Genomic DNA, 21,081 nt, shown 5'->3' with positions numbered 1-21,081 from the left:
AATCACACCAATAAAAAAAGCACAATTTTAGGATTGTGCTTTTCTATTCTAGGTTAGAATCCTATAAATAACTCAACCACCATTTGTCTTTATTGTTGGCTTTATATTTCATATACATTTTGCATAATGGATAGAGTAATACAATAGTAATAAACCAAATCAGGTAAGTAACCCATAGATCATAACCTTTAGTAGCAAGATATTTACTCATGAATCGTTGAGGAGTTAAAACTAATTCTTTCCAATTTTCACCTAAAAGTGTCAGACCTATTAATCCGAAAAGGTGAATCACATACAAATGAATAATGTAGTAAAAAAATGGTACACGTCCTATGACTACTAAAATATTTGTAAACCAATTCTTTACAGATTCAATAATATATAAAAACAGCATAGCCGGACCAAGCGTCATTAATGTATATAACAACGATGGTGGATATTTAGTTGTATTTAAAAAAGATATTAATGTATGCGCACCATCTTTTTGTTCGCTCCAAGGTGTCAAATTTCCGTAGATATTAATAAAACGTATACTTATAAATAGAGCTATAGCACCTAAACCCATATAAAGTAGCCACTTTTTACGAATCTTAATATCAAATCCTTTCTGGTAAAAATGTCCAAAACAATAGCCTAAAACCATAATGCCTAACCACGGTAAAAATGGATAAGCAATAAATAGTAAACTTTCCCCATTATTGAATGCTACTGATCCTTGTTGATGTGTGAAATACCATAATAATGAAAGTGGATCATTGCCTTGTACAGTAATGCCATCTAAAAGATTATGACCAATAAGAATGATAAAACCTAACACCAATAACAGTGTTTTATGTAGATAAATTAAAGCAGCCAGAAACATCATACAAATACCAATAGCCCATATCACTTGAAAAATGTGTACACCCAAACCGATATCAAAAGTCCAAGCAAAATTGACAACTGTTAGTTCTATAAAAATTAGCCAGAGTCCTCGTGTAAATAAAAATTTTGAGAGGTTTTTTTTTGTTGGTTGTTTTGAGCCAAACAAAAATGCAGAGGTACCTGCAAGAAACACAAAAACAGGTGCGCAAAAGTGGGTAATCCATCTCGTAAAAAATAATGCAGGTGTCGTAGAATCCATATTTGTTGGATTAATGAAGAGATAGCCCGTGTTCGTATAATCTCTCACATGATCTAATGCCATAATTACCATTACAAGACCTCTTAAAACATCAATAGACTCAATGCGGTTGGTTTTGATTTGCATATTGATATGATTATTTGTTAGTGGTGAGTTTAAATCACCTCGCAACGAAGTTCGCTAATTTATTCCATAAGCCAAAACCAGTCATTCCACATATTCTATTTACCTTTGTTTAAAATTAATAGGACATGCAGCTCAATCTCACAAAGCCCATCTGTTTTTTCGATTTAGAAACAACTGGAATCAATATCACAAACGATAGAATCGTTGAAATTTCAATTTTAAAAGTGCATCCTAACGGAACTGAGGACACCTACACTCAGCGTGTTAACCCAACCATTCCAATTCCGCCAGAAGTGACTTTAGTTCACGGGATTTCTGATGCTGATATTGCCGACAAACCAACCTTTGCAGATATCTCCAAAGAAGTGTATCATCTGATTAAAGATTCAGATTTAGGAGGCTTTAATTCTAATCGTTTTGATATTCCTCTTTTGGCAGAAGAAATGCTACGTGCTGGAATAGATTTTGACATGAAAAACGCCCAGTCTATTGATGTTCAGACTATTTTTCATAAAATGGAACAGCGTACTTTAAGTGCAGCTTACAAATTTTATTGTGATAAAAACTTAGACGATGCTCATAGTGCTGAGGCAGACACTTTGGCAACTTATGAAGTGCTAAAGGCGCAATTGGATCGTTATGAAGACTTAGAAAATGACGCCAAGTTTTTGGCTGATTTCAGTTCAAGAAAACGTTTCGCAGATTTCGCTGGATTTATTGCTTACAATAAAGATGAACAAGAATGTTTTTCATTTGGAAAGCATAAAGGGAAGTTGGTTACAGATGTTCTAGAAAATGAACCTGGCTATTTTGGCTGGTTACTCAATGCTGATTTCCCGTTGTATACCAAAAAGGTGCTAACTGCAATCAAGTTAAGAGCATTTAACAATAAATTGAGTTAATCGTAATTCCTGAAAGCGCAGGGACATAAGTAATATATAAATTAGAAAAAGAAGAAACCTGCCTTTGCAGGAATAGCAAAAGTTATGAAGTTAATATGCATAGGTCGAAATTATACAGAACACATTAAAGAACTGGAAAATGAGAGACCCACTGATCCAGTAGTGTTCTTAAAACCAGATACTTCTATCTTATTAAAGAAACAGCCCTTTTTTATTCCAGATTTTTCGGAAGATGTACATCACGAAGTGGAAATTCTGGTAAAAATCAACAAAGTAGGAAAACATATTGCCAAAAAGTTTGCCCATAAATATTATGATGAAATTGGTTTAGGGATCGATTTTACGGCACGTGATTTACAGTCAAAACTCAAAGCTAAAGGCTTACCGTGGGAAAAAGCCAAAGCCTTTGATGGCGCAGCAGTCATAGGAGACTGGCTGCCAAAATCTGATATTGAAGATGTCAATGCAATCAATTTTAGTTTGCGAAAAAATGATGAGATTGTTCAAAAAGGAAATACCAGTTTAATGCTTTGGAAGATTGACGAGATTATAGAATATGTGTCAAAATATTTTACTTTAAAGATTGGAGATATTATATTTACAGGGACGCCATCGGGAGTTGGCAAAGTTATTGCTAATGATAAATTAAAGGGATATATCGAAGACAAACAATTGTTTTCAATTACAATAAAATAATGGAACAACACTACAAATTAGCGAGAGTAAAAGAATTAGCAGATAATGACATGGATTTTGTTAATGCATTAGCAGAAGCTTTTTTAGAAGAAGTGCCTGAAGATGCTGAACGACTCAAAAAAGCAGTAGCAGCTGAAGATTTCTACAATACCTATCAAGCAGCACACAAAATGAAACCTACTATAGACTTATTCGAGTTGGGTGTGCTTCAAGATCTTATTATAGTTCAAGATTGGGGAAAATTTGAAAAACGTGGTGAAGACTGCACGAAAGAATTAAATCTCGTATTGCAGGCTGTAGAGCACGCTGTTGCAGAAATCAAACAAGACTTTAACCTATAATGCTGGCAGAAATAATTACGATTGGTGATGAGATTCTCATTGGCCAAATTATAGATTCAAATTCAGCTTTTATAGCAAAACAACTTAATAAAATAGGGGTATCTGTATATCAAATTACATCTGTTCAGGATGATAGAACCCATATCTTAAAGGCGCTTGAAGAAGCCGAAGCAAATGCTGATATTGTAATCTTAACTGGTGGTTTAGGACCTACAAAAGACGACATCACCAAAAAAACTATGGCCGATTATTTTAACGATCGACTCATTGAAGATTTTTCCGTACGTCAAAATATAGAGCATATTTGGAAGGTGTTTGTTAAGAAGCCTATCATGCAAGTGAATTTGGATCAAGCTCTTGTGCCCTCTAAAGCTCAGGTATTGATGAATAAATATGGAAGCGCTCCAGGGATGTGGCTCGAAAAAAATGATACTGTATTTATTTCATTACCAGGTGTGCCTTATGAAATGAAAGCATTAATAGACGATGAGGTAATGCCTAAACTTAGAGCAGAGTTTAAATTTCCATACATTCAACATAAAACTTTCCTCACCTATGGTGTAGGTGAGAGTGCACTTGCAGAGCGCATTGAAGCTTATGAAAATGAATTGCCAGACTTTATCAAGTTAGCCTACCTGCCTAGTTTAGGACGTGTAAGGTTGCGTTTATCAGCTAAAGGAAATGATAAAGAGATGATAGCCGCTGAAATGGAAAAACAAACCAATCTACTTTTACCTCAAATTGGAGATGTGTTTGCAGGATTTGAAGAAGATATCTCCATCGAAGCTATTATTGGAAATTACTTAACGGAACAACATAAAACGGTGGCTGCCGCTGAAAGTTGCACTGGCGGACTCATAGCAGAGCGATTTACAACCAATGCCGGAGCCTCTAAATATTTTAAAGGTAGCATTGTAAGCTATACAAAAGAGACCAAAATTAACGTGCTTAATATTTCCGAAGAACTTATTGATACATATTCTGTCGTGAGTGCTCAAGTTGCTGAAAGTATGGCAAAAAATGTATTGCAATTAATGCATACCGATTTTGCAGTAGCAACTACAGGAAACGCTGGGCCAACAAAAGATGATACAGCTGAAGATATAGGGATTGTTTACATTGCGATTGCTACAAAAGACAGTGTTTATTCTGAAAAGTTTAGTTTCGGAAATCATCGCGTTAAAGTTATCAATAAAGCAGCGAACAAAGCCTTTGAAATGCTACAGAAAGAAATTTTAAAAAAGTAGCACTTTTAGTTTGTGGGTATTGTAAAGTTTTATTAAATTTGCAGCCTGTTTTAAAAGAACATAATTTAAAGTTAGAAAGAAATGTCAAGAGTTTGTGAACTTACTGGAAAGAAAGCGATGGTTGGAAACAACGTATCTCACGCGATGAATAAAACGAAGCGTAAATTTAACGCTAACTTAATCAAAAAGCGTTTCTTCATTCCTGAGGAAGATAAGTGGGTAACTTTAAAAGTATCAACTTCAGCATTGAAGACTATCAATAAAATTGGTATTTCTGCTGCAATCAAAGAAGCTAAATCCAAAGGATTTTTAAAATAATAGCATAACGCGTTAAAAGACACGTAAAATGGCAAAGAAAGGAAATAGAATACAAGTTATATTAGAGTGTACAGAGCATAAAGAGTCTGGGCAACCAGGAACTTCGCGTTACATTACTACTAAAAATAAAAAGAATACGCCAGACAGAATGGAGATTAAGAAATTTAATCCAATCTTGAAGCGTATGACTATTCACAAAGAGATAAAATAATAAGTCATGGCAAAGAAATCAGTAGCATCATTACAAACAGGATCTAAAAGACTTACCAAAGCGATCAAAATGGTTAAATCTCCAAAAACTGGCGCTTACATGTTTGTTGAGTCAGTAATGGCACCAGAGTTTGTCAATGAGTTTTTAAGTAAAAAATAAATTAAGCATCTTATGTTTAATCACCAACTGCTTTCATACGTGAAAGCAGTTTTTTTATGTCTATATTTGAGAGAATTTCTGCCAAAATAGCAGATTTAATTTTCGGCTTGACATTTGACTAGAACTTATAAATACCTATAACCAATGAGTTTTTTTAAAAAGATATTTTCTTCGGAAAAAAAAGAAACCTTAGACAAAGGCTTAGAGAAATCCAAAACAACGTTTTTCTCTAAACTTAATAAAGCAGTCGCAGGTAAGTCTAAAGTAGATGATGACGTTTTAGATAACCTAGAAGAAGTGTTGGTCTCAAGTGATGTGGGAGTCGATACAACGTTGAAAGTCATTGAGCGCATAGAAGAACGGGTTGCAAATGACAAGTATCTAGGTACTTCAGAATTAAATCAAATCTTACGTGAAGAAATTGCAGGTCTCTTGTCTGAAACTAATTCTGGCGAAGATACAGATTATGTGATTCCAGAATTACCAAAACAAGCCGATGGGACAAAGCGACCGTATGTCTTAATGGTGGTTGGAGTGAATGGAGTTGGAAAAACAACAACCATTGGAAAACTTGCCTATCAATTTAAAAAGAAAGGATTGAATGTCGTTCTCGGAGCGGCAGATACGTTTAGAGCTGCAGCTATTGATCAGCTTCAAGTATGGGCAGACCGTGTGGATGTGCCAATGATACGCCAAGAAATGGGGAGTGATCCTGCTAGTGTGGCTTTTGATGCACTGCAATCAGGAGTTAACCAAAACGCCGACGTAATTATCATTGATACCGCAGGACGCTTGCATAATAAAGTCAATTTAATGAATGAGTTGACTAAAGTGAAACGTGTGATGCAAAAAGTGATTGATGATGCACCACATGATGTGCTTTTAGTGCTGGATGGTTCTACAGGACAAAATGCCTTTGAACAGGTAAAACAATTTACAGCAGCTACCGAGGTCACTTCCTTGGCAGTGACGAAGCTTGACGGTACCGCTAAAGGAGGTGTGGTCATTGGTATTAGCGATCAGTTTCAAATTCCAGTTAAATATATTGGAGTAGGTGAAGGTATTGAAGACCTGCAAGTATTTAATAAGTACGAGTTTGTAGATAGTTTCTTTAAATAAATACAGCACAATTACTCTAAGACCGATAACCAACGCGAAAAAGACATCATTATTCCTTTTGAAATGCGCAATTAGCTTTCTGCTAATTTGGGTACTAGTCGAAACGCATTTTTCCGTATTTTTATAAAAACTGCTAACCATGAGATATATAATACTGTGTTGCCTAATGTGTATTACATTTGGCTGTAAAAATTCCGAAGAGAAAAAAGAAACCAATACTTCAGTAGAAACCTCAGATGAGGCGCCTCAAGAAATCAAAGACGAGAATGATATTAGTGATATTTCGACTAAAGACATCACCGATTTTAAAGTCTTAGATTCAAAATATATTAATCAAACGGAGCTTTGGAATTCCATAAATGATGATCTAAAAGATTTTACTGAAGAGACTTATAATTCTTTAAAATCAGTTATTCTTGATCAGGACATTCCAACACTTCAAAAGAATATTCAAGACAGAAAACTGTCATATGAATTACTAACAAAGTTTTATTTATACAGAATTAGAAAGTTTGATCGAGAGAACGAATTGTCCTTAAATTCGGTAATCAGTATTAATCCTAATGCGATTGAAGAGGCCAGAGCTAAAGACGCAAAATTAACAACCATGGAGCTATATGCAGATTTTAATTACTCAGTATTTGGAATGCCGATCCTTTTAAAAGATAATATTAATGCGTCAGGAATGCCAACCACTGCAGGCGCTGTGGCTCTGAAAGATAATACGACAAATGATGCTTTTATCGTTTCTCAATTAAAAGCAAATGATGCCATCATTTTAGGTAAAGCTAATTTGAGTGAATGGGCTTATTTTTTCTGTGGTGATTGTCCTAGTGGTTATAGTGCAATTGGTGGACAAACCTTGAATCCATACGGCCGTAAAATCATGGATACTGGAGGCTCAAGCGCTGGTAGTGGAGTTGCCGTTGCAGCGAACTTTTGTGCTGCCGCTATTGGAAGCGAAACTTCAGGTTCTATATTATCACCAGCAAGTCAAAATTCAACGGTTGGATTAAAACCTACTATTGGATTGGTGAGTCGAGCGGGTATTATACCCATCTCATCTACATTAGATACTGCAGGACCAATCACAAAAAACGTAATGGATAATGCCATCGTTTTAGATGCAATTTTTGGTGAAGATATATCCGATTCAAAATCACTTCAGGTCCTATGGAGTAAACCATTTTATTTTAAAGGACTGGAAGAAGCAAGTGTTCAGGGAAAACGCTTTGGAGCATTTAATACGCTTATGTCAGACTCACTTTATAATAAAGCAATCAAAACCTTAAGGGCACAAGGTGCAGTAATTGTAGAGCTTGAGCCACAAGATATAAAGCTTCCAAATTTTGTGCGGTTATTAAACCTAGATATGAAAACAGATTTAGTAAATTATTTAAAAGATTACGGCAATCCGTATCTAGAATATACATCTCTTGAAGATATTATAGCATTTAATCGTACAGATAGTTTGAACATTATGCCTTACGGACAAAAATTGTTTTATGGCGTTTCTGAAGATTCTAGTACCACTATAGAATTTGAAGCACTCAAAAGTGTTTTAAAAACAAATGGGAAACGTTTTTTCGATGAACCCATGTCTGCTCAAAACTTAGATGGCATCTTATCTATCAATAATTACCACGCTGGTTTTGCAGCAGTTGCCGAATACCCTGCCTTAACTGTTCCTATGGGGTATACAGAAACTGGTGCGCCAAGAGGCCTTACCTTTATTAGTTCTCGGTTACGCGAGAAGCAATTGTTAGAATGGGCTTATGTCTATGAACAAGCTTCTAGAATGAGAGTCGCACCTAAAAATTATAACTAGTTAATTAAAGCATTGATTTTTTCCCAAAGGTCATTATCAAATGAGGATAAGGCAAAGTTGACATCATTGGCAGTTTCTCCCATGCGGATGACAACGATATTTTTACTAGGTACAATGTAAATCTTTTGGTCATCTCTGCCTAATGCACAATACATATCACTTGGCGCGTTCGGAATAAGTTCTCCTTGAAATTCTAGTTGTGATTGAGGTAGTCTAAAGGTCGATTTTCCATTGAGCCACCACATATAGCCATAGGCTTCATTTAAAGGTTGAGACGTATTAATGGCTACATTCAAAAAGTCTTCTGATATAATTGGTGTGTTTTCCCATTTTCCATTGGCCGAAATCATGAGTCCGAAACGAGCCATACTTCTAGTATCACTCCAGTATACACTATAATCGTTGTTTTGAATCCAAGCTCCTGACATTCCGATTTTGTTCTTGAGTGTGGTATTAAAATAGTTAGACCAAGTTTGATCACTGGCACTAGCAACCACATCCTGAAGCTTGACATAGACATTATGATAAGCCCAACGATTGCCAGCATCGGCAAGATATTGAAGGTTTTCTGTGGAAATGTCATCACCTAAACTATCGTCTAATCCAGAAGTCATAGATAAGAGATGTTTACTAGTAATTAAATTTTCTTTTTCTAAAGGGGTGCTTGTCCATCCCGTGCCGATATAATCCGAAACTTTGTCATTGATATTCAATAAGCCTTCATTTTGCGCAATACCTGTAACAGTAGTAGTTAGTGTTTTTCCAGCGCTTGCCCAATACCAGAGAGAACTGTTGGAATGACCGTTCATGTAGGCTTCGACAACGATTTTCCCCGTGTGAACTATGATAAAACTTTTCGAATTGTTTTCTTCTAGAAAGTCTAAAAGCGGTTGTAATTGGTTATCATTCCATCCCAAATCGGCTACCGATTTTGTGTCCCAAGTGTCACTGCCATCGAGAGGCGGAAAGTAAATAGCTGCTGGCAGTGGTTCTTGATCTTGAGGAATTGGCGTTTCGTTAGCTTCCGAAGAACAACCGATACTAAAGAAGCTCCATATTAGAATTATAAAAAAATACCTTAGTTTCATTCTTCAATATTTAAAATTAGACCTTTCAGCTATGATAAGGTTTAATCCATACAAAACAAATATATCATAAATCATTGTGTATCTTTGCCATCTGAAATTTGACTATGAGAACCAAATCACTTAAAAAGAACAGAATTAACGTCGTAACACTAGGTTGTAGCAAGAATGTCTATGATAGCGAAGTGTTAATGGGACAATTGAAAGCCAGTGGGAAGGACGTTGTTCATGAAGAAGAAGGAAATGTTGTAGTTATCAATACCTGTGGTTTTATTAATAATGCTAAGGAAGAAAGTGTGAATACCATTTTGGAATTTATGCAAAAAAAAGAGGCAGGTGAGGTTGATAAAGTTTTTGTAACAGGTTGCTTAAGTGAACGTTACAAGCCAGACTTACAGAAAGAAATTCCTAATGTAGATCAATATTTTGGAACGACAGAATTACCACAATTATTAAAAGCTTTAGGAGCTGATTATAAGCATGAACTCATAGGAGAACGTTTAACAACAACACCAAAAAACTATGCCTATTTGAAGATTGCAGAAGGATGTGATAGACCCTGTAGTTTTTGTGCAATCCCTTTAATGCGAGGAAAACATAAGAGTACTCCAATTGAAGAGATTGTAATTGAAGCAGAAAAATTAGCCGCTAATGGTGTTAAGGAGCTTATCTTGATTGCTCAGGATTTAACGTATTACGGATTAGATTTATATAAAAAACGGAATCTCGCCGAATTACTAGAACACCTAGTAAAAGTTGAAGGTATTGAATGGATACGTTTGCATTATGCATTTCCAACAGGTTTCCCTATGGATGTATTAGATGTGATGAATCGCGAGCCTAAGGTGTGTAACTATCTTGATATTCCGTTACAGCATATTTCAGATTCTATTTTAAAAAGTATGCGTCGTGGAACCACTAAAGAGAAAACGACGAACTTGCTTAAAGCATTTAGAGCAAAAGTGCCAGAAATGACTATTAGAACCACTTTAATTGTTGGTTATCCTGGAGAAACTCAAGAAGATTTCGAAACGCTAAGAGACTGGGTCAAAGAAATGCGTTTTGAACGTTTAGGGTGCTTTACCTATTCTCATGAAGAAAACACACATGCCTTCAACCTAGAAGATGATGTGCCTGAAGATGTGAAGATGGAAAGAGCTAATCAGATTATGGAAATCCAATCTCAAATTTCTTGGGAATTGAATCAGGCTAAAATCGGACAAGAATTTAAAGTCGTTATTGATCGTAAAGAGGGGAACTACTTTGTTGGTCGTACCGAATATGATTCTCCAGATGTAGATAATGAAGTTTTAATTGAAGCCACAAATACCTATATAAAAACAGGAGAATATACCAGAGTTAAAGTGACTGAGGCCGAGGATTTTGATTTGTATGCTGAGGTAATTGACTAACTATTTTAGGTAATGTTTAACACCCATTTACAGGTCCGAAAGTAAACACCAATTCTTGATCAACTTTTTCGCCTTTTGAATTTTCAGCAGGAATCCATTTTCCAGGTATATTTTTTAGGAGTTGAATGAATTTTTCATCAAGAGAAGGATATCCTGTTGTCATCGCGTCATGTGTTATATTTGAAACAGTTCCGTTTTTTGTTACGATAAAAGACAATTTAATCGCTCCAAGTTTACCTTCAGTGATAATGGTCATATCGTCATTACTGTTCTCCTTAAGATAGTTAATAAGTGACGCCTTACCATCAATATAAATGGCTTGTGTATCTGGAACAACAGTCAAGTGCGGACCGAAAAAACGTTCTTCCATTTTTCCAGTGTCCTTATGCTTCTCTTTAAAATCGGTTCTAATTGTAAAATGGTTAAAATGTTCCGTTGATCTTATTAGTTTTATTTGAGCATCAGTGAGATGAGCATCTGTTCCATATTCTTGCATTTCAGATTGTTGATTGTCTTTAATGATGATCACCTTTACAGAATTAATGTGAGCTATTTGTTGGGCCTCTTCATCAGTAAGGAAATCGTAAATTGTAGTCACTTTAGCAAGGTCTGTTTTTTTGATGGCTGTAAATCGAGTATCTACGCCATAATACAGCTCAGGAATGACGTTGTCATTTGACCGTTTCATATTTTGGTTTTCAAAAGCAAGAGTTTTTTTATTCGATAAGTTTACCTCGGCAGTCTCTTTGGCGCTCCAGTTAGTAAAGCCAATTATTACGATACTTAAAATAACAAGAATTGTGCTAACTGTAATCACGTGCTTTTTCATATCAGATTTATTTTGAAGTTAATATCATTCAAATATATCATGGATTGATACTCATATAGACAGATTAAATGTGAAAAAAGTGTAAACTTTATGTGAAATCCTATTCTGCTCTGTCATAAGCTTCTTTCATCCAATCAATTAATTCTTCATCAATATCATTTATCGAAGTAATTTGAACACGATGCGTACACATCGTTCCAAAAGGACCAGAGCTACCTAATCTATCTGTTATTGATTTTTCGGGTAGCTTTAGTCCAAGATCAATACGTGTTTTAGTTGCAGGTTTAATTAATACGAATTGTCGTTTTCTAATTACACTTACACTTGATTTTTTTGGTGTGATGGTAATGTCATTTCCTAATGTATGAATTGCAGCTAGGAGCTTTTCATACATAGGAAATAGAAGTTCTTTGCCTTTGTACTGATTGGTGACTAAATCTTCAGGCGCATCGTTTTGACTTTTGGATAAGGTCACTATTGTGTTTGCGAAACCGTGTGTTACGCCGTGTTTCTGCTTAAGGAAATTTACACCTTCTGAATGTTTAGTAAAGTCTTTTTCTTTAAGAATGGATATCCATTGCTCTAATGATTTACCAGTTTTCTCTGGCATATTACTAATCATGGTTTGTAAGCTTTTGTCCATATCTCTTAATTTCTTGCTTTTTATTTACAACTCAGCTAAATTGTTATTTACAAAGAAAATAGAATTTACTAAAAATAGTTTGCCATTTTCCCAGAAGCTTCTGAACATCACATTATCTACCATATAAATCAAACTACCGCTTCCCATGCGCTGCTCTCCAAATACTAAAGAGTTGCCCAAGCGTTTTAAAGCATCTTTACCGGCATAACCAGATACTTTTTTAGGATTGTTATCAATATAAGCAACGTTATAGCCACTGTCCAAAAGACTGTAAGATGAACTCCCTAGTTTAAGCGTAAAGTACGTGTCGCTATAACCAAAAGCCATAGGGTGTGTCTCGTCTACATCACTTTTGAAAATAGCACCCGTGATGAGATTGTTGGTATATGAGCGTTCTCTATCGGCATATTTTACAAGTTGAGAATCATCTTTGTTTTGTATAGTGTCTTCTTGTTGTTGATTTCGTTTTAATCCGAAGCCCTCTTTGTCGGCAAAACTATTTAATGCGCCATCAATAGCAATGAGCTTGCCACCAGCTTGCACCCATGTTTTGAGTTTGTCCATGACTGTGTCATCTAAAAGACCGTTATAATATCCATTTGGCATAATCAAAACGTTGTATTTTGATAAGTTGGTGCGCCCTAAGTTTTCTGTATTTAATGACGTAATTGGATAGTGTAGTTGTTGTTCAAAAAAGTGCCACAATTCGCCATAGCTTAAAGATGACGTATAATCACCAGCTAAGATTCCTATTTTAGGAGGGTTTACTAATTTGATATCAGGTGACCCAAAGTCAGGTCCTGAAGTTGAGAATCCTGACAATATAGCGTCTGGATTTCGACCAAATTTAGAGGCACTATTTATTACGATAGCATCAAACTCTTCTGCTTTTTTATTATCACCTCGCACTATAATTAAGGAGCCTCTGTCATAAGTATTGCCTTGTGTTGTAAACGGTTTTTCCGTAAAACGAACTTTTATACCTTGCTTAAGTAATGCTGCTAGAAATTTTGCATCCTGCATAGAGTTCCACGCCATAACATAACCTGTTGCTGATGTGTTCGTTGTAGGTAGCTGTGCATCAGTAATTCTTTTTTGACTACTAATTGCAGTCTTACTAGCAATAGCCTCTAGCCCATATGCATAAGGTGCACTCCATGCCGTGATATCATAAGTTAGAGAATCACTTAGTTTCGCATTAGGTTCAAATAGGACTTTTACCATTTTTCCTTTCGGTTGATTCGTACTCACTACCAAATCATTTGATGATGTATTCATTTGTCCTTGACTTGCCGTTGAATATTTATAACCGCTTACTTTTCCGTTTTTTGCAAATCCGTACGCAATCTCGTGTTTGTCTAAAAGCTTAGTGAGGCTATTAATTTTGTTGACATTTCCTTTTAAGACATAACTTTTGAAATTCAATCCTGAGTTATCAAAAAACTTAGCGAACTCCGTGTTTAGTTTTACCGCATTTTTAGATGAGATTTCTACAGTAGATAGTCCAGTAACTGTATGATGAGTTAATCGATCTATTAATGTCAATTCATCGCCTTCATCATTTAAAATCCCAAGACCAGCACGTCCGTGTCCAGCTTGCTCGTAGGTCATTCCAATAGCTCCCATATAGGTTGGGTAGGTGTCACCATAACTAGGATATAATAAATCAAAGCGTTCACGTGTGAAGTATAACCAACCTTCAGCGTCAAAATACTTCGCGTGATTTTTTCCAATTTGAGTTTGAAAATTACGTTGCCAATCACTAATTACTTCGTGAAAAGGTTCGGCTGCTGGTGCGAAATAGTAAGGTTCATTAATGCCTTGTTCATGAAAATCGACATGAATATGCGGCATCCATTGGTTATAGGCATTTAATCGTGCGGTAGTTTCTACCTGTGTTGCCCATGCCCAATCTCTATTTAAATCAAATAAGTAATGATTAGGTCGACCGCCAGGCCAAGGTTCGTTGTGCTCACTAGCTTGTTGGTCAATATCATACGGGACACTAGCTGTTTCATTGTACCAATTTACGTAACGGTCGCGACCATCAGGATTGATACAGGGATCAATAATGACGACGGTGTTGTCTAAATAGGTTTTATTTTCACTGAGTAATTTGTATATCGTATTCATCGACGCTTCAGTACTTGATGCTTCGTTACCATGCACATTATAACTTAACCAGACAATAGCGATGTCATTTGTTGATGCTGTGCCGTCAAGCAGTCCAGCATTTTTTAGATGGTTTGTTCTAATAACTTCAAGTGTATTCATATTGGCTTCGGAAGTCACAAAGGCCAGCAATAATGGTCGACGCTCATTGGTTTCGCCATATTGCATAAGTTTAACGCGCTGCGGATTTTCGGTTTGAACATGTTTAAAATAATCGACAACTTGATGATGTCTTGAAAATTTTGTTCCTAAGTTATAACCTAAAAATTCTGAAGGGGATTGTAGGTTTTGTGCAAATGTGGTTAGTGTTAATACGAAAGCCACAAATAGTGATAGAGATCTAATCATATGTAAAATCTAATTGAGAATGATAGCAGTAAAGATATGAAGTGCTCCTGAATTAACTAAAATTTAGGACTTAAAAAAAGTTAAGAGCATTATATTTACGCTTGAATTGAATTGTAACTATGCCAACCGACTGTATTCCGTTTAGAGATACCAATTATTTTTCTTCCTTAATATGCGATTATTTAGATGAGAAAGAAGAACTGAAATCATTCTATAATCGTTTTCCTCATATTGAGGGTTTTGAGGCACAAATAAAGGAAAAACAAGCTGCCTTTGCCTCTGAAACCCGAATGATATTGGTGCAAGCTTTAGAACGGCAGTACGAAGGTTATAAAATTTCCGAAGGCACAAAAAAGAATATAAAGGTATTAAGTGACCCAAACACCTTTACAGTTACAACAGGACATCAGCTTAATTTGTTTACTGGGCCACTTTATTTTTTCTATAAGATCATTTCAACGCTCAATTTATGTAAGCAATTGAAAACAAACTATCCCAATCAAAACTTTGTTCCTGTGTATTGGATGGCTTCTGAAGATCATGATTTCGATGAGATCAACTTTTTCAATTTTAAAGGAAAAAAAGTCCAATGGAACCGCAATGCTTCCGGAGCTGTTGGTGAATTAGATTTGAATGGCTTGGAGGTCGTATTCGAGGTATATGCAAGTCAACTTGGGGATACAACGAATGCCAAACGAATAAAAGATTTATTTGCCAATGCCTATTTAAAACATCAGGATCTAGCCAAAGCAATGCGTTATTTGGTTAATGAATTGTTTGGTGCACACGGACTTGTAATTATTGATGGAAATGACAAGGATTTAAAGCGCTTATTTATTCCATATGTAAAAGACGAGTTAATCACTAAAACATCACATCATAAAGTCTCGCTAGCCAACGATAGCTTAAATGCCTGCGACGGAAATTATAAAATACAAGTCAATCCAAGAGATATAAATCTATTCTACATTACTGAAGGATTACGTGAGCGCATTGTTGAGGATCAAGGTGTGTTTCGTGTTAACAATACCGAAATTCAATGGAGCGAGATGGAATTGCTCCAACACCTGAATGAGATGCCTGAACGGTTTTCTCCAAATGTGATTGTGCGTCCCTTGTATCAGGAAGTCATTTTGCCAAACCTGTGTTATATAGGAGGAGGAGGTGAGTTGGCCTATTGGTTGCAGCTTAAATCTAATTTTGAAGCCCAAAACGTTGTGTTTCCCATGTTGCTATTGCGTAATTCGGTGTTGTTTATGACCGATAAGCAAAAAGAGAAACTTCAAAAATTAGACGTTTCCATAGAGGATTTGTTTTTAAATCAAAACGAACTGAAAACGAAAGTTACAAAACAAATATCAGGAATTAAGATTGATTTTTCCGCTCAAAAGCAACAGTTGGAACAACAGTTTAAAGACCTTTACAAAATTGCCCAAGCGACCGATAAGTCTTTTGAAGGTGCGGTCGCAGCTCAAGAGCGTAAGCAAATTAAAGGATTAGAAAAATTGGAAAAGCGTTTATTGAAAGCTCAAAAACGCAAGCTTAAGGATCATCTTGAACGTGTTGCCGAAATTCAAGATGAACTATTTCCTAGTCATAGTCTGCAAGAGCGCAACATGAATTTTTCAGAATTTTATTTAGAGTACGGAGATGCAATAATCCAAACTTTAATCCAAGAATTAGAACCACTTAAAGGCTCGTTTTCAGTGTTAACAATTTAGTGTAAAATTTGTGCTGTTGTTGTTTTAGTTTTAGCAGCAATTATTACTTTTGCACATGCAACACAATAAAGTCCTTATTTTAGATTTCGGTTCGCAATATACTCAGCTTATTGCACGTCGCGTTAGAGAGTTAAATATCTACTGCGAAATTCATCCATTCAACAAAATTCCTTCTGATTCTGATAGTTTTAAAGCTGTTATTTTATCAGGTAGTCCAAACTCGGTAAGGGGTGAAGATGTTCTTCATCCAGATCTCTCAGGTATTCGTGGAAAAAAGCCAATGCTAGCCGTATGCTATGGAGCTCAGTATTTAGCACATTTTTCAGGAGGAGAAGTGGCAGAATCAAATACCAGAGAATATGGAAGAGCCAATTTAGGTTTTATAAAACCAGATGAAGACTTTTTTGAAAATATCCATGAAGGAAGTCAGGTTTGGATGAGCCATAGTGATACCATCAAGAAACTACCAGCTGGAGGTGTGCTTTTAGCAAGTACTAGTGATGTGGAAAATGCGGCCTTTAAGATTGAAAGTGAAATGACCTACGCCATTCAATTTCATCCAGAAGTATATCATTCTACAGACGGTCACCAACTATTACATAATTTCTTAATCAAAATCGCAAAAGTAGAACAAGACTGGACACCACAATCTTTCGTGGAAGAAACTGTAGATGGTCTAAAAGCTAAATTAGGTAATGATAAGGTGGTCTTAGGGTTGTCTGGAGGTGTAGATTCTTCAGTAGCGGCTATGCTGCTGCATAAAGCAATAGGAGAAAACCTCTATTGTATTTTTGTAAATAACGGATTACTTCGGAAAAATGAGTTTGAAGATGTCTTACACCAATATGAGGGTATGGGACTTAATGTGAAAGGGGTAGATGCTTCGGCACGCTTTTTGGATGCTTTAGAAGGTGAAAGCGATCCAGAGAAAAAAAGAAAAGCAATCGGTCGTGTGTTCATTGAGGTTTTTGATGATGAAGCGCATCGTATACAAGATGTAAAATGGTTAGCTCAAGGAACTATTTATCCAGATGTAATTGAAAGTGTTTCTGCAACTGGCGGACCAAGTGCGACTATTAAAAGTCATCATAATGTAGGAGGTCTACCAGACTTTATGAAACTTAAAGTGGTAGAACCTTTGAAAGCATTATTTAAAGATGAAGTAAGACGTGTTGGTGCTTCTATGAATATGGATTCGCAGCTGCTAGGGCGACATCCTTTTCCAGGACCTGGTTTAGCAATTCGAATTCTTGGAGATCTAACAAGAGAAAAAGTACGTATATTACAAGAGGTGGATGCTATTTTTATTAATAACCTACGCTCATGGAATTTATACGATAAAGTCTGGCAAGCTGGAGCAATGTTGCTCCCAGTAAATAGTGTTGGTGTCATGGGAGACGAGAGAACCTATGAAAAATGCGTCGCCCTTCGAGCTGTAGAAAGTACAGATGGAATGACTGCAGATTGGGTAAATCTTCCTTATGAGTTTTTGCAAAAAACCTCTAATGAGATAATAAATAAAGTGAAAGGCGTTAATAGAGTAGTGTATGACATTAGCTCAAAACCACCTGCAACTATTGAATGGGAATAAATTGATGTGACTTATGTGCTGAATTTGTTTCTTATAATAAAAGGTCTGTAGACCGATTGCACATAAAACTATTTTGAATGAAAAAAATCATAATTATACTTGTCTTCCTTTGCAGTAGCTATGCAATAGCTCAGAATTATAAGACACACACGGTTCAAAAGGGTGAGACTATCGAAAGTATTGCTAAAATGTATTTAGTAACACCTTTTGATATCTATGCCTTAAATCCAGATGCTAAAAAATCCATTGGAGTAAATACGGTTTTAATTATTCCAACATCACGGGTAAAGAATGAGCCGATTCCTAAGGACGTTAAAGAGGTTGTCAGTTTTAAAACGCACAAAGTAAGACGTAAAGAAACGTTGTTCAGTATATCTCAAAAATATGGTATTGAAATAGAAGATATTAAAAAGCATAATGAGCGATTATATGCTGAAAATCTAAAGAAAGGTGACAGGATTAAAATCCCGAAGTATAAAACCATCGTGAATAAGGTGTCACTGAATAATACCGTGAAGAAGTATAAGGTGTTACCAAAAGAAGGAAAGTGGCGTGTGGCTTATAAATTTGGAATTACAGTACCAGAATTAGAAGCTTTAAATCCTAATCTAGATGAAGTTTTACAACCTGGACAGGAAGTAAATGTGCCTAACATAAGTAATAATGAAGAGAAAACGGTAGAAGAGGAATTCAACTATTATACAGTCTTAAAAAGTGAAGGCTATATGGCTCTTAACCGAAAATTGGGCGTAACTCAAGAGGAATTGGAAGCCTTAAATCCAGATTTGAAAGAAGACGGATTAAAACTCGGCATGGTCTTGCGCTTACCTCAGAACGTTAAAACGGATTACGTGATTAAGGATATTGATAATACAAACCTCTCGACTAATTTGACAAATCTAAGCGAGAAGAAAATTGCATTAATGCTCCCATATAGAACGCATCAAGTCGATGTCGATTCCGTTCAAGAAGCAAAGAAAAAAATAAGAACAGACCGCCTCTTGTCAGTGTCATTAGACTTTCATGCAGGTGCTTTAATAGCCATTGATTCTGCAAAACAACTTGGTATCTCTACTTATTTGAAAGTGTTCGATACAAGAAATCAATTAACAGAACTCTCTAATATTTTGGATGCAAATGATTTTTCAGATTATGATGCCGTTATTGGACCATTAATGCCGAAAAATTTAGAGCGTGTGGCTGCAGAATTGAAAAAAGATAATATACCTGTAGTGTCACCGTATTCTATGCCAGTTAATCTTTACAGCAATGTATTTCAAACTATTCCTTCGGCAGAATTACTTGAAGAAACAATGATAGAGTTTGTGCAATCAGATTCACTACCCAAACATGTATTGATAATTGCAGATTCCAAACATAAAGCGATTAGTGATAAGTTGAAGGGTTTATTCCCTGAAAGCAAACAAATACTCTCAAGAAAGAATAAGAAAGGGGAGGAAGCTTATTTTATTTATCAAACTGACTTAGAAAATGTGTTTCAAAATGGGCGTAATATCGTTTTTCTAGAAACTGACAATGAAGGTTTTGCGTCAAACGTGATTAGTATGATTAACGGTTTAAATAGTGATGAACAGGAAATCGTTTTAATGACCACAAATAAAAATAGAGCATTTGAAGGTCGAGAAATCTCAAATTATCATTTGTCAAATTTGAAGTTTCATTACCCATCAGTTCATAAAACTGCCGTTGCGGATACCGATAACGGATTTATCCGTGCGTACAGAAGAGCTTATAATGTGAGTCCTAACCGATATGCAGTGCGTGGGTTTGACTTAACAATGGATCTTTTATTGCGTTTAGCGAGTGAAGATAATTTGTATAAGGCTTCTTCTGATATAGTAGAAACTGAATACGTTGAAAACAAGTTTCGTTATGCTAAAAAGCTATTCGGAGGTTATTATAACGAAGCTGTCTATATCGTGAAATATGATAATTTAACCATAGTAGAAGCAAAACAATGACCTCAAAAGTAACTTACTTAGGTGATTTAAGAACAGAAAGTATTCATATAAAATCGCACAATTCCTTCATTACAGACGCACCTATAGACAATAATGGAAAGGGCGAAGCGTTCTCTCCTACAGATACTGTTGCTACGGGATTAGCGAGTTGTATGATTACCGTAATGGGAATTAAAGCCAGAGATTTAGGCGTAGATATGACAGGAACAATTGCTCAAATCACCAAAACGATGGCGAGCAACCCAAGACGTATCTCTAAAATCGAAGTGGTTATGGAGTTTCCTTTTGAAGCGGATAAAAAGACTCGAAAAATTTTAGAACATACAGCAAACACCTGTCCTGTGCATTACAGTTTACATCCTGATATTGAAAAAAATATCACGTTTAACTGGAAATAATGGGGTTGAGACTTTTAGTCCTTTTCTTTTTACTTTTGAACACCGCATCTCGTGATGAGGTAACTATTACTTGGAATGAATCAAAGAAATTATCATGGTCAGACTTTAAAGGTAACATAGATCCAAACTCTGATGCTGTGGCTGTAACAGCTTCAGGGATTACTTTTTCCTTTTCTGTCCAACAAGCCAATGGTAGAAATGTGAGTTTTAAAGCGAATGCTGAAGCACACTTTTATCCAGAACAATCATGGTATCTCAGTGATAGTGGTAATGATCATATATTGGCACATGAGCAATTGCATTTTGATATTACCGAACTTCATGTGCGTCAATTGCGCTATGGTATTGCACAACTAAAAGTGTCTCAAAATATTAATGAGGACTTAGGTGAATTGCATCAAAAAACTAATGCTGACTTAGCAAAAATGCAGCATGCTTACGACACACAAACACAAAATTCAATTCATATGGAGCGTCAAGCAATATGGTCTCAATTTGTGAAAGATGAACTGAACAAATTTAGAGCTTACAAATCCAAATAACATGTTGCAACCCGATAAAGACTTTCTTATTAAACTGGCGCATACCAAAATGCCTTTTGGTAAATATGAAGGGCGTTACCTCATAGATTTACCAGAATATTATGTGGTATGGTATCACAATAAAGGCTTTCCTAAAGGAAAATTAGGCGATATGCTTACTCAGGTCTACGAGTTAAAACTGAATGGTTTGGAAGAGTTGATAAGGAATATAAAAAAGAGGTATCCTAAATAGGTCGATTCGTAGTGCATTGTTGGGGCTTATGGTGTTTTAAAACTGCAATTATTACT

The 21,081-nt window shown here is 35.8% G+C and carries 21 protein-coding genes; 16 read left to right on the top strand and 5 right to left on the bottom strand.

Annotated elements, in window-relative coordinates; translation table 11 throughout:
• Positions 1 to 61: 61 nt before the first annotated feature.
• On the bottom strand, positions 62 to 1,249 hold the full coding sequence (locus BLT57_RS13815) for a DUF1624 domain-containing protein (RefSeq protein ID WP_091426858.1): 1,188 nt from the start codon (positions 1,247 to 1,249) through the stop codon (positions 62 to 64).
• Between the two features lie 125 nt (positions 1,250 to 1,374).
• Between BLT57_RS13815 and BLT57_RS13810 the strand changes: the two genes are divergently transcribed.
• The 9 genes from BLT57_RS13810 (at position 1,375) to BLT57_RS13770 (ending at position 8,070) form a co-directional block, all read left to right on the top strand.
• Positions 1,375 to 2,151, top strand: coding sequence for a 3'-5' exonuclease (locus tag BLT57_RS13810; protein ID WP_091426526.1), 777 nt, complete (start codon positions 1,375 to 1,377; stop codon positions 2,149 to 2,151).
• Positions 2,152 to 2,235: 84 nt separating this feature from the next.
• A complete protein-coding gene (locus BLT57_RS13805; protein WP_091426524.1) occupies positions 2,236 to 2,847 on the top strand; it encodes a fumarylacetoacetate hydrolase family protein in 612 nt (203 codons plus the stop codon).
• Entirely contained in the window at positions 2,847 to 3,188 is a 342-nt protein-coding gene (locus tag BLT57_RS13800; protein ID WP_091426523.1) for an Hpt domain-containing protein, read from the top strand. The genes BLT57_RS13805 and BLT57_RS13800 overlap by 1 nt, the downstream gene beginning before the upstream one ends.
• Positions 3,188 to 4,435 (top strand): competence/damage-inducible protein A, encoded by a 1,248-nt coding sequence (locus BLT57_RS13795; RefSeq protein WP_091426521.1) that lies wholly within the window; start codon positions 3,188 to 3,190, stop codon positions 4,433 to 4,435. Before BLT57_RS13800 ends, BLT57_RS13795 begins: the two co-directional genes overlap by 1 nt.
• Before the next feature lie 81 nt (positions 4,436 to 4,516).
• Positions 4,517 to 4,753, top strand: a complete 237-nt coding sequence (rpmB, locus tag BLT57_RS13790) for a 50S ribosomal protein L28 (protein WP_091426519.1) — start codon at positions 4,517 to 4,519, stop codon at positions 4,751 to 4,753.
• A gap of 28 nt (positions 4,754 to 4,781) precedes the next feature.
• On the top strand, positions 4,782 to 4,964 hold the full coding sequence (gene rpmG, locus BLT57_RS13785) for a 50S ribosomal protein L33 (RefSeq protein ID WP_091426518.1): 183 nt from the start codon (positions 4,782 to 4,784) through the stop codon (positions 4,962 to 4,964).
• Between the two features lie 6 nt (positions 4,965 to 4,970).
• Positions 4,971 to 5,123, top strand: coding sequence for a DUF4295 domain-containing protein (locus BLT57_RS13780; protein WP_091426516.1), 153 nt, complete (start codon positions 4,971 to 4,973; stop codon positions 5,121 to 5,123).
• 144 nt (positions 5,124 to 5,267) lie between these two features.
• Positions 5,268 to 6,242, top strand: coding sequence for a signal recognition particle-docking protein FtsY (ftsY, locus tag BLT57_RS13775; protein WP_091426515.1), 975 nt, complete (start codon positions 5,268 to 5,270; stop codon positions 6,240 to 6,242).
• A 139-nt stretch (positions 6,243 to 6,381) separates the two neighbouring features.
• Positions 6,382 to 8,070, top strand: coding sequence for an amidase family protein (locus BLT57_RS13770; protein WP_091426513.1), 1,689 nt, complete (start codon positions 6,382 to 6,384; stop codon positions 8,068 to 8,070).
• Here the strand turns inward: BLT57_RS13770 and BLT57_RS13765 are convergent.
• Entirely contained in the window at positions 8,067 to 9,158 is a 1,092-nt protein-coding gene (locus BLT57_RS13765; protein ID WP_091426512.1) for a serine hydrolase, read from the bottom strand. The two genes, BLT57_RS13770 and BLT57_RS13765, sit on opposite strands and share 4 nt — an antisense overlap.
• A 104-nt stretch (positions 9,159 to 9,262) precedes the next feature.
• Here BLT57_RS13765 and rimO point away from each other — a divergent pair, with 104 nt between their 5' ends.
• Positions 9,263 to 10,567: a 30S ribosomal protein S12 methylthiotransferase RimO gene (gene rimO, locus BLT57_RS13760; RefSeq protein ID WP_091426511.1), complete on the top strand. Its 1,305-nt coding sequence runs from the start codon at positions 9,263 to 9,265 to the stop codon at positions 10,565 to 10,567.
• 16 nt (positions 10,568 to 10,583) lie between these two features.
• Here the strand turns inward: rimO and BLT57_RS13755 are convergent, their stop codons facing one another.
• The 3 genes from BLT57_RS13755 to BLT57_RS13745 form a co-directional block, all read right to left on the bottom strand.
• Positions 10,584 to 11,396, bottom strand: coding sequence for a hypothetical protein (locus tag BLT57_RS13755; protein WP_091426509.1), 813 nt, complete (start codon positions 11,394 to 11,396; stop codon positions 10,584 to 10,586).
• 100 nt (positions 11,397 to 11,496) lie between these two features.
• A complete protein-coding gene (locus tag BLT57_RS13750) occupies positions 11,497 to 12,039 on the bottom strand; it encodes a DUF4287 domain-containing protein (protein WP_091426508.1) in 543 nt (180 codons plus the stop codon).
• Positions 12,040 to 12,063: 24 nt separating this feature from the next.
• Positions 12,064 to 14,559, bottom strand: a complete 2,496-nt coding sequence (locus BLT57_RS13745; protein ID WP_091426507.1) for a M14 family metallopeptidase — start codon at positions 14,557 to 14,559, stop codon at positions 12,064 to 12,066.
• A 119-nt stretch (positions 14,560 to 14,678) separates the two neighbouring features.
• Between BLT57_RS13745 and bshC the strand changes: the two genes are divergently transcribed.
• The 6 genes from bshC (at position 14,679) to BLT57_RS13715 (ending at position 21,025) form a co-directional block, all read left to right on the top strand.
• A complete protein-coding gene (gene bshC / locus BLT57_RS13740; protein WP_091426505.1) occupies positions 14,679 to 16,280 on the top strand; it encodes a bacillithiol biosynthesis cysteine-adding enzyme BshC in 1,602 nt (533 codons plus the stop codon).
• Between the two features lie 55 nt (positions 16,281 to 16,335).
• The gene (guaA, locus tag BLT57_RS13735) at positions 16,336 to 17,871 is read left to right on the top strand and encodes a glutamine-hydrolyzing GMP synthase (RefSeq protein ID WP_091426504.1); all 1,536 of its coding nucleotides are present in this window, start codon (positions 16,336 to 16,338) and stop codon (positions 17,869 to 17,871) included.
• Positions 17,872 to 17,948: 77 nt separating this feature from the next.
• Positions 17,949 to 19,853: a LysM peptidoglycan-binding domain-containing protein gene (locus BLT57_RS13730; RefSeq protein ID WP_091426502.1), complete on the top strand. Its 1,905-nt coding sequence runs from the start codon at positions 17,949 to 17,951 to the stop codon at positions 19,851 to 19,853.
• Positions 19,850 to 20,251 (top strand): OsmC family protein, encoded by a 402-nt coding sequence (locus tag BLT57_RS13725; RefSeq protein WP_091426501.1) that lies wholly within the window; start codon positions 19,850 to 19,852, stop codon positions 20,249 to 20,251. Before BLT57_RS13730 ends, BLT57_RS13725 begins: the two co-directional genes overlap by 4 nt.
• Positions 20,251 to 20,793, top strand: a complete 543-nt coding sequence (locus BLT57_RS13720) for a hypothetical protein (protein ID WP_231928709.1) — start codon at positions 20,251 to 20,253, stop codon at positions 20,791 to 20,793. Before BLT57_RS13725 ends, BLT57_RS13720 begins: the two co-directional genes overlap by 1 nt.
• A gap of 1 nt (position 20,794) precedes the next feature.
• Positions 20,795 to 21,025, top strand: a complete 231-nt coding sequence (locus BLT57_RS13715; protein ID WP_091426499.1) for a DUF3820 family protein — start codon at positions 20,795 to 20,797, stop codon at positions 21,023 to 21,025.
• The last annotated feature ends 56 nt before the right edge of the window (positions 21,026 to 21,081 follow it).

Origin of the sequence: Formosa sp. Hel1_31_208 (assembly GCF_900104785.1) — a bacterium.
In the GTDB taxonomy this organism is placed as follows: Bacteria; Bacteroidota; Bacteroidia; order Flavobacteriales; family Flavobacteriaceae; genus Psychroserpens.
Note: the sequence above shows the minus strand (reverse complement) of the source record. Positions and strands in the feature narration are given on the sequence as shown.

Coding starts and splice junctions, on each gene's coding strand:
- BLT57_RS13815 (WP_091426858.1), bottom strand. CDS start 1,249: ATGCAAATCAAAACCAACCGCATTGAGTCTATTGATGTTTTAAGAGGT.
- BLT57_RS13810 (WP_091426526.1), top strand. CDS start 1,375: ATGCAGCTCAATCTCACAAAGCCCATCTGTTTTTTCGATTTAGAAACA.
- BLT57_RS13805 (WP_091426524.1), top strand. CDS start 2,236: ATGAAGTTAATATGCATAGGTCGAAATTATACAGAACACATTAAAGAA.
- BLT57_RS13800 (WP_091426523.1), top strand. CDS start 2,847: ATGGAACAACACTACAAATTAGCGAGAGTAAAAGAATTAGCAGATAAT.
- BLT57_RS13795 (WP_091426521.1), top strand. CDS start 3,188: ATGCTGGCAGAAATAATTACGATTGGTGATGAGATTCTCATTGGCCAA.
- rpmB (WP_091426519.1), top strand. CDS start 4,517: ATGTCAAGAGTTTGTGAACTTACTGGAAAGAAAGCGATGGTTGGAAAC.
- rpmG (WP_091426518.1), top strand. CDS start 4,782: ATGGCAAAGAAAGGAAATAGAATACAAGTTATATTAGAGTGTACAGAG.
- BLT57_RS13780 (WP_091426516.1), top strand. CDS start 4,971: ATGGCAAAGAAATCAGTAGCATCATTACAAACAGGATCTAAAAGACTT.
- ftsY (WP_091426515.1), top strand. CDS start 5,268: ATGAGTTTTTTTAAAAAGATATTTTCTTCGGAAAAAAAAGAAACCTTA.
- BLT57_RS13770 (WP_091426513.1), top strand. CDS start 6,382: ATGAGATATATAATACTGTGTTGCCTAATGTGTATTACATTTGGCTGT.
- BLT57_RS13765 (WP_091426512.1), bottom strand. CDS start 9,158: ATGAAACTAAGGTATTTTTTTATAATTCTAATATGGAGCTTCTTTAGT.
- rimO (WP_091426511.1), top strand. CDS start 9,263: ATGAGAACCAAATCACTTAAAAAGAACAGAATTAACGTCGTAACACTA.
- BLT57_RS13755 (WP_091426509.1), bottom strand. CDS start 11,396: ATGAAAAAGCACGTGATTACAGTTAGCACAATTCTTGTTATTTTAAGT.
- BLT57_RS13750 (WP_091426508.1), bottom strand. CDS start 12,039: ATGGACAAAAGCTTACAAACCATGATTAGTAATATGCCAGAGAAAACT.
- BLT57_RS13745 (WP_091426507.1), bottom strand. CDS start 14,559: ATGATTAGATCTCTATCACTATTTGTGGCTTTCGTATTAACACTAACC.
- bshC (WP_091426505.1), top strand. CDS start 14,679: ATGCCAACCGACTGTATTCCGTTTAGAGATACCAATTATTTTTCTTCC.
- guaA (WP_091426504.1), top strand. CDS start 16,336: ATGCAACACAATAAAGTCCTTATTTTAGATTTCGGTTCGCAATATACT.
- BLT57_RS13730 (WP_091426502.1), top strand. CDS start 17,949: ATGAAAAAAATCATAATTATACTTGTCTTCCTTTGCAGTAGCTATGCA.
- BLT57_RS13725 (WP_091426501.1), top strand. CDS start 19,850: ATGACCTCAAAAGTAACTTACTTAGGTGATTTAAGAACAGAAAGTATT.
- BLT57_RS13720 (WP_231928709.1), top strand. CDS start 20,251: ATGGGGTTGAGACTTTTAGTCCTTTTCTTTTTACTTTTGAACACCGCA.
- BLT57_RS13715 (WP_091426499.1), top strand. CDS start 20,795: ATGTTGCAACCCGATAAAGACTTTCTTATTAAACTGGCGCATACCAAA.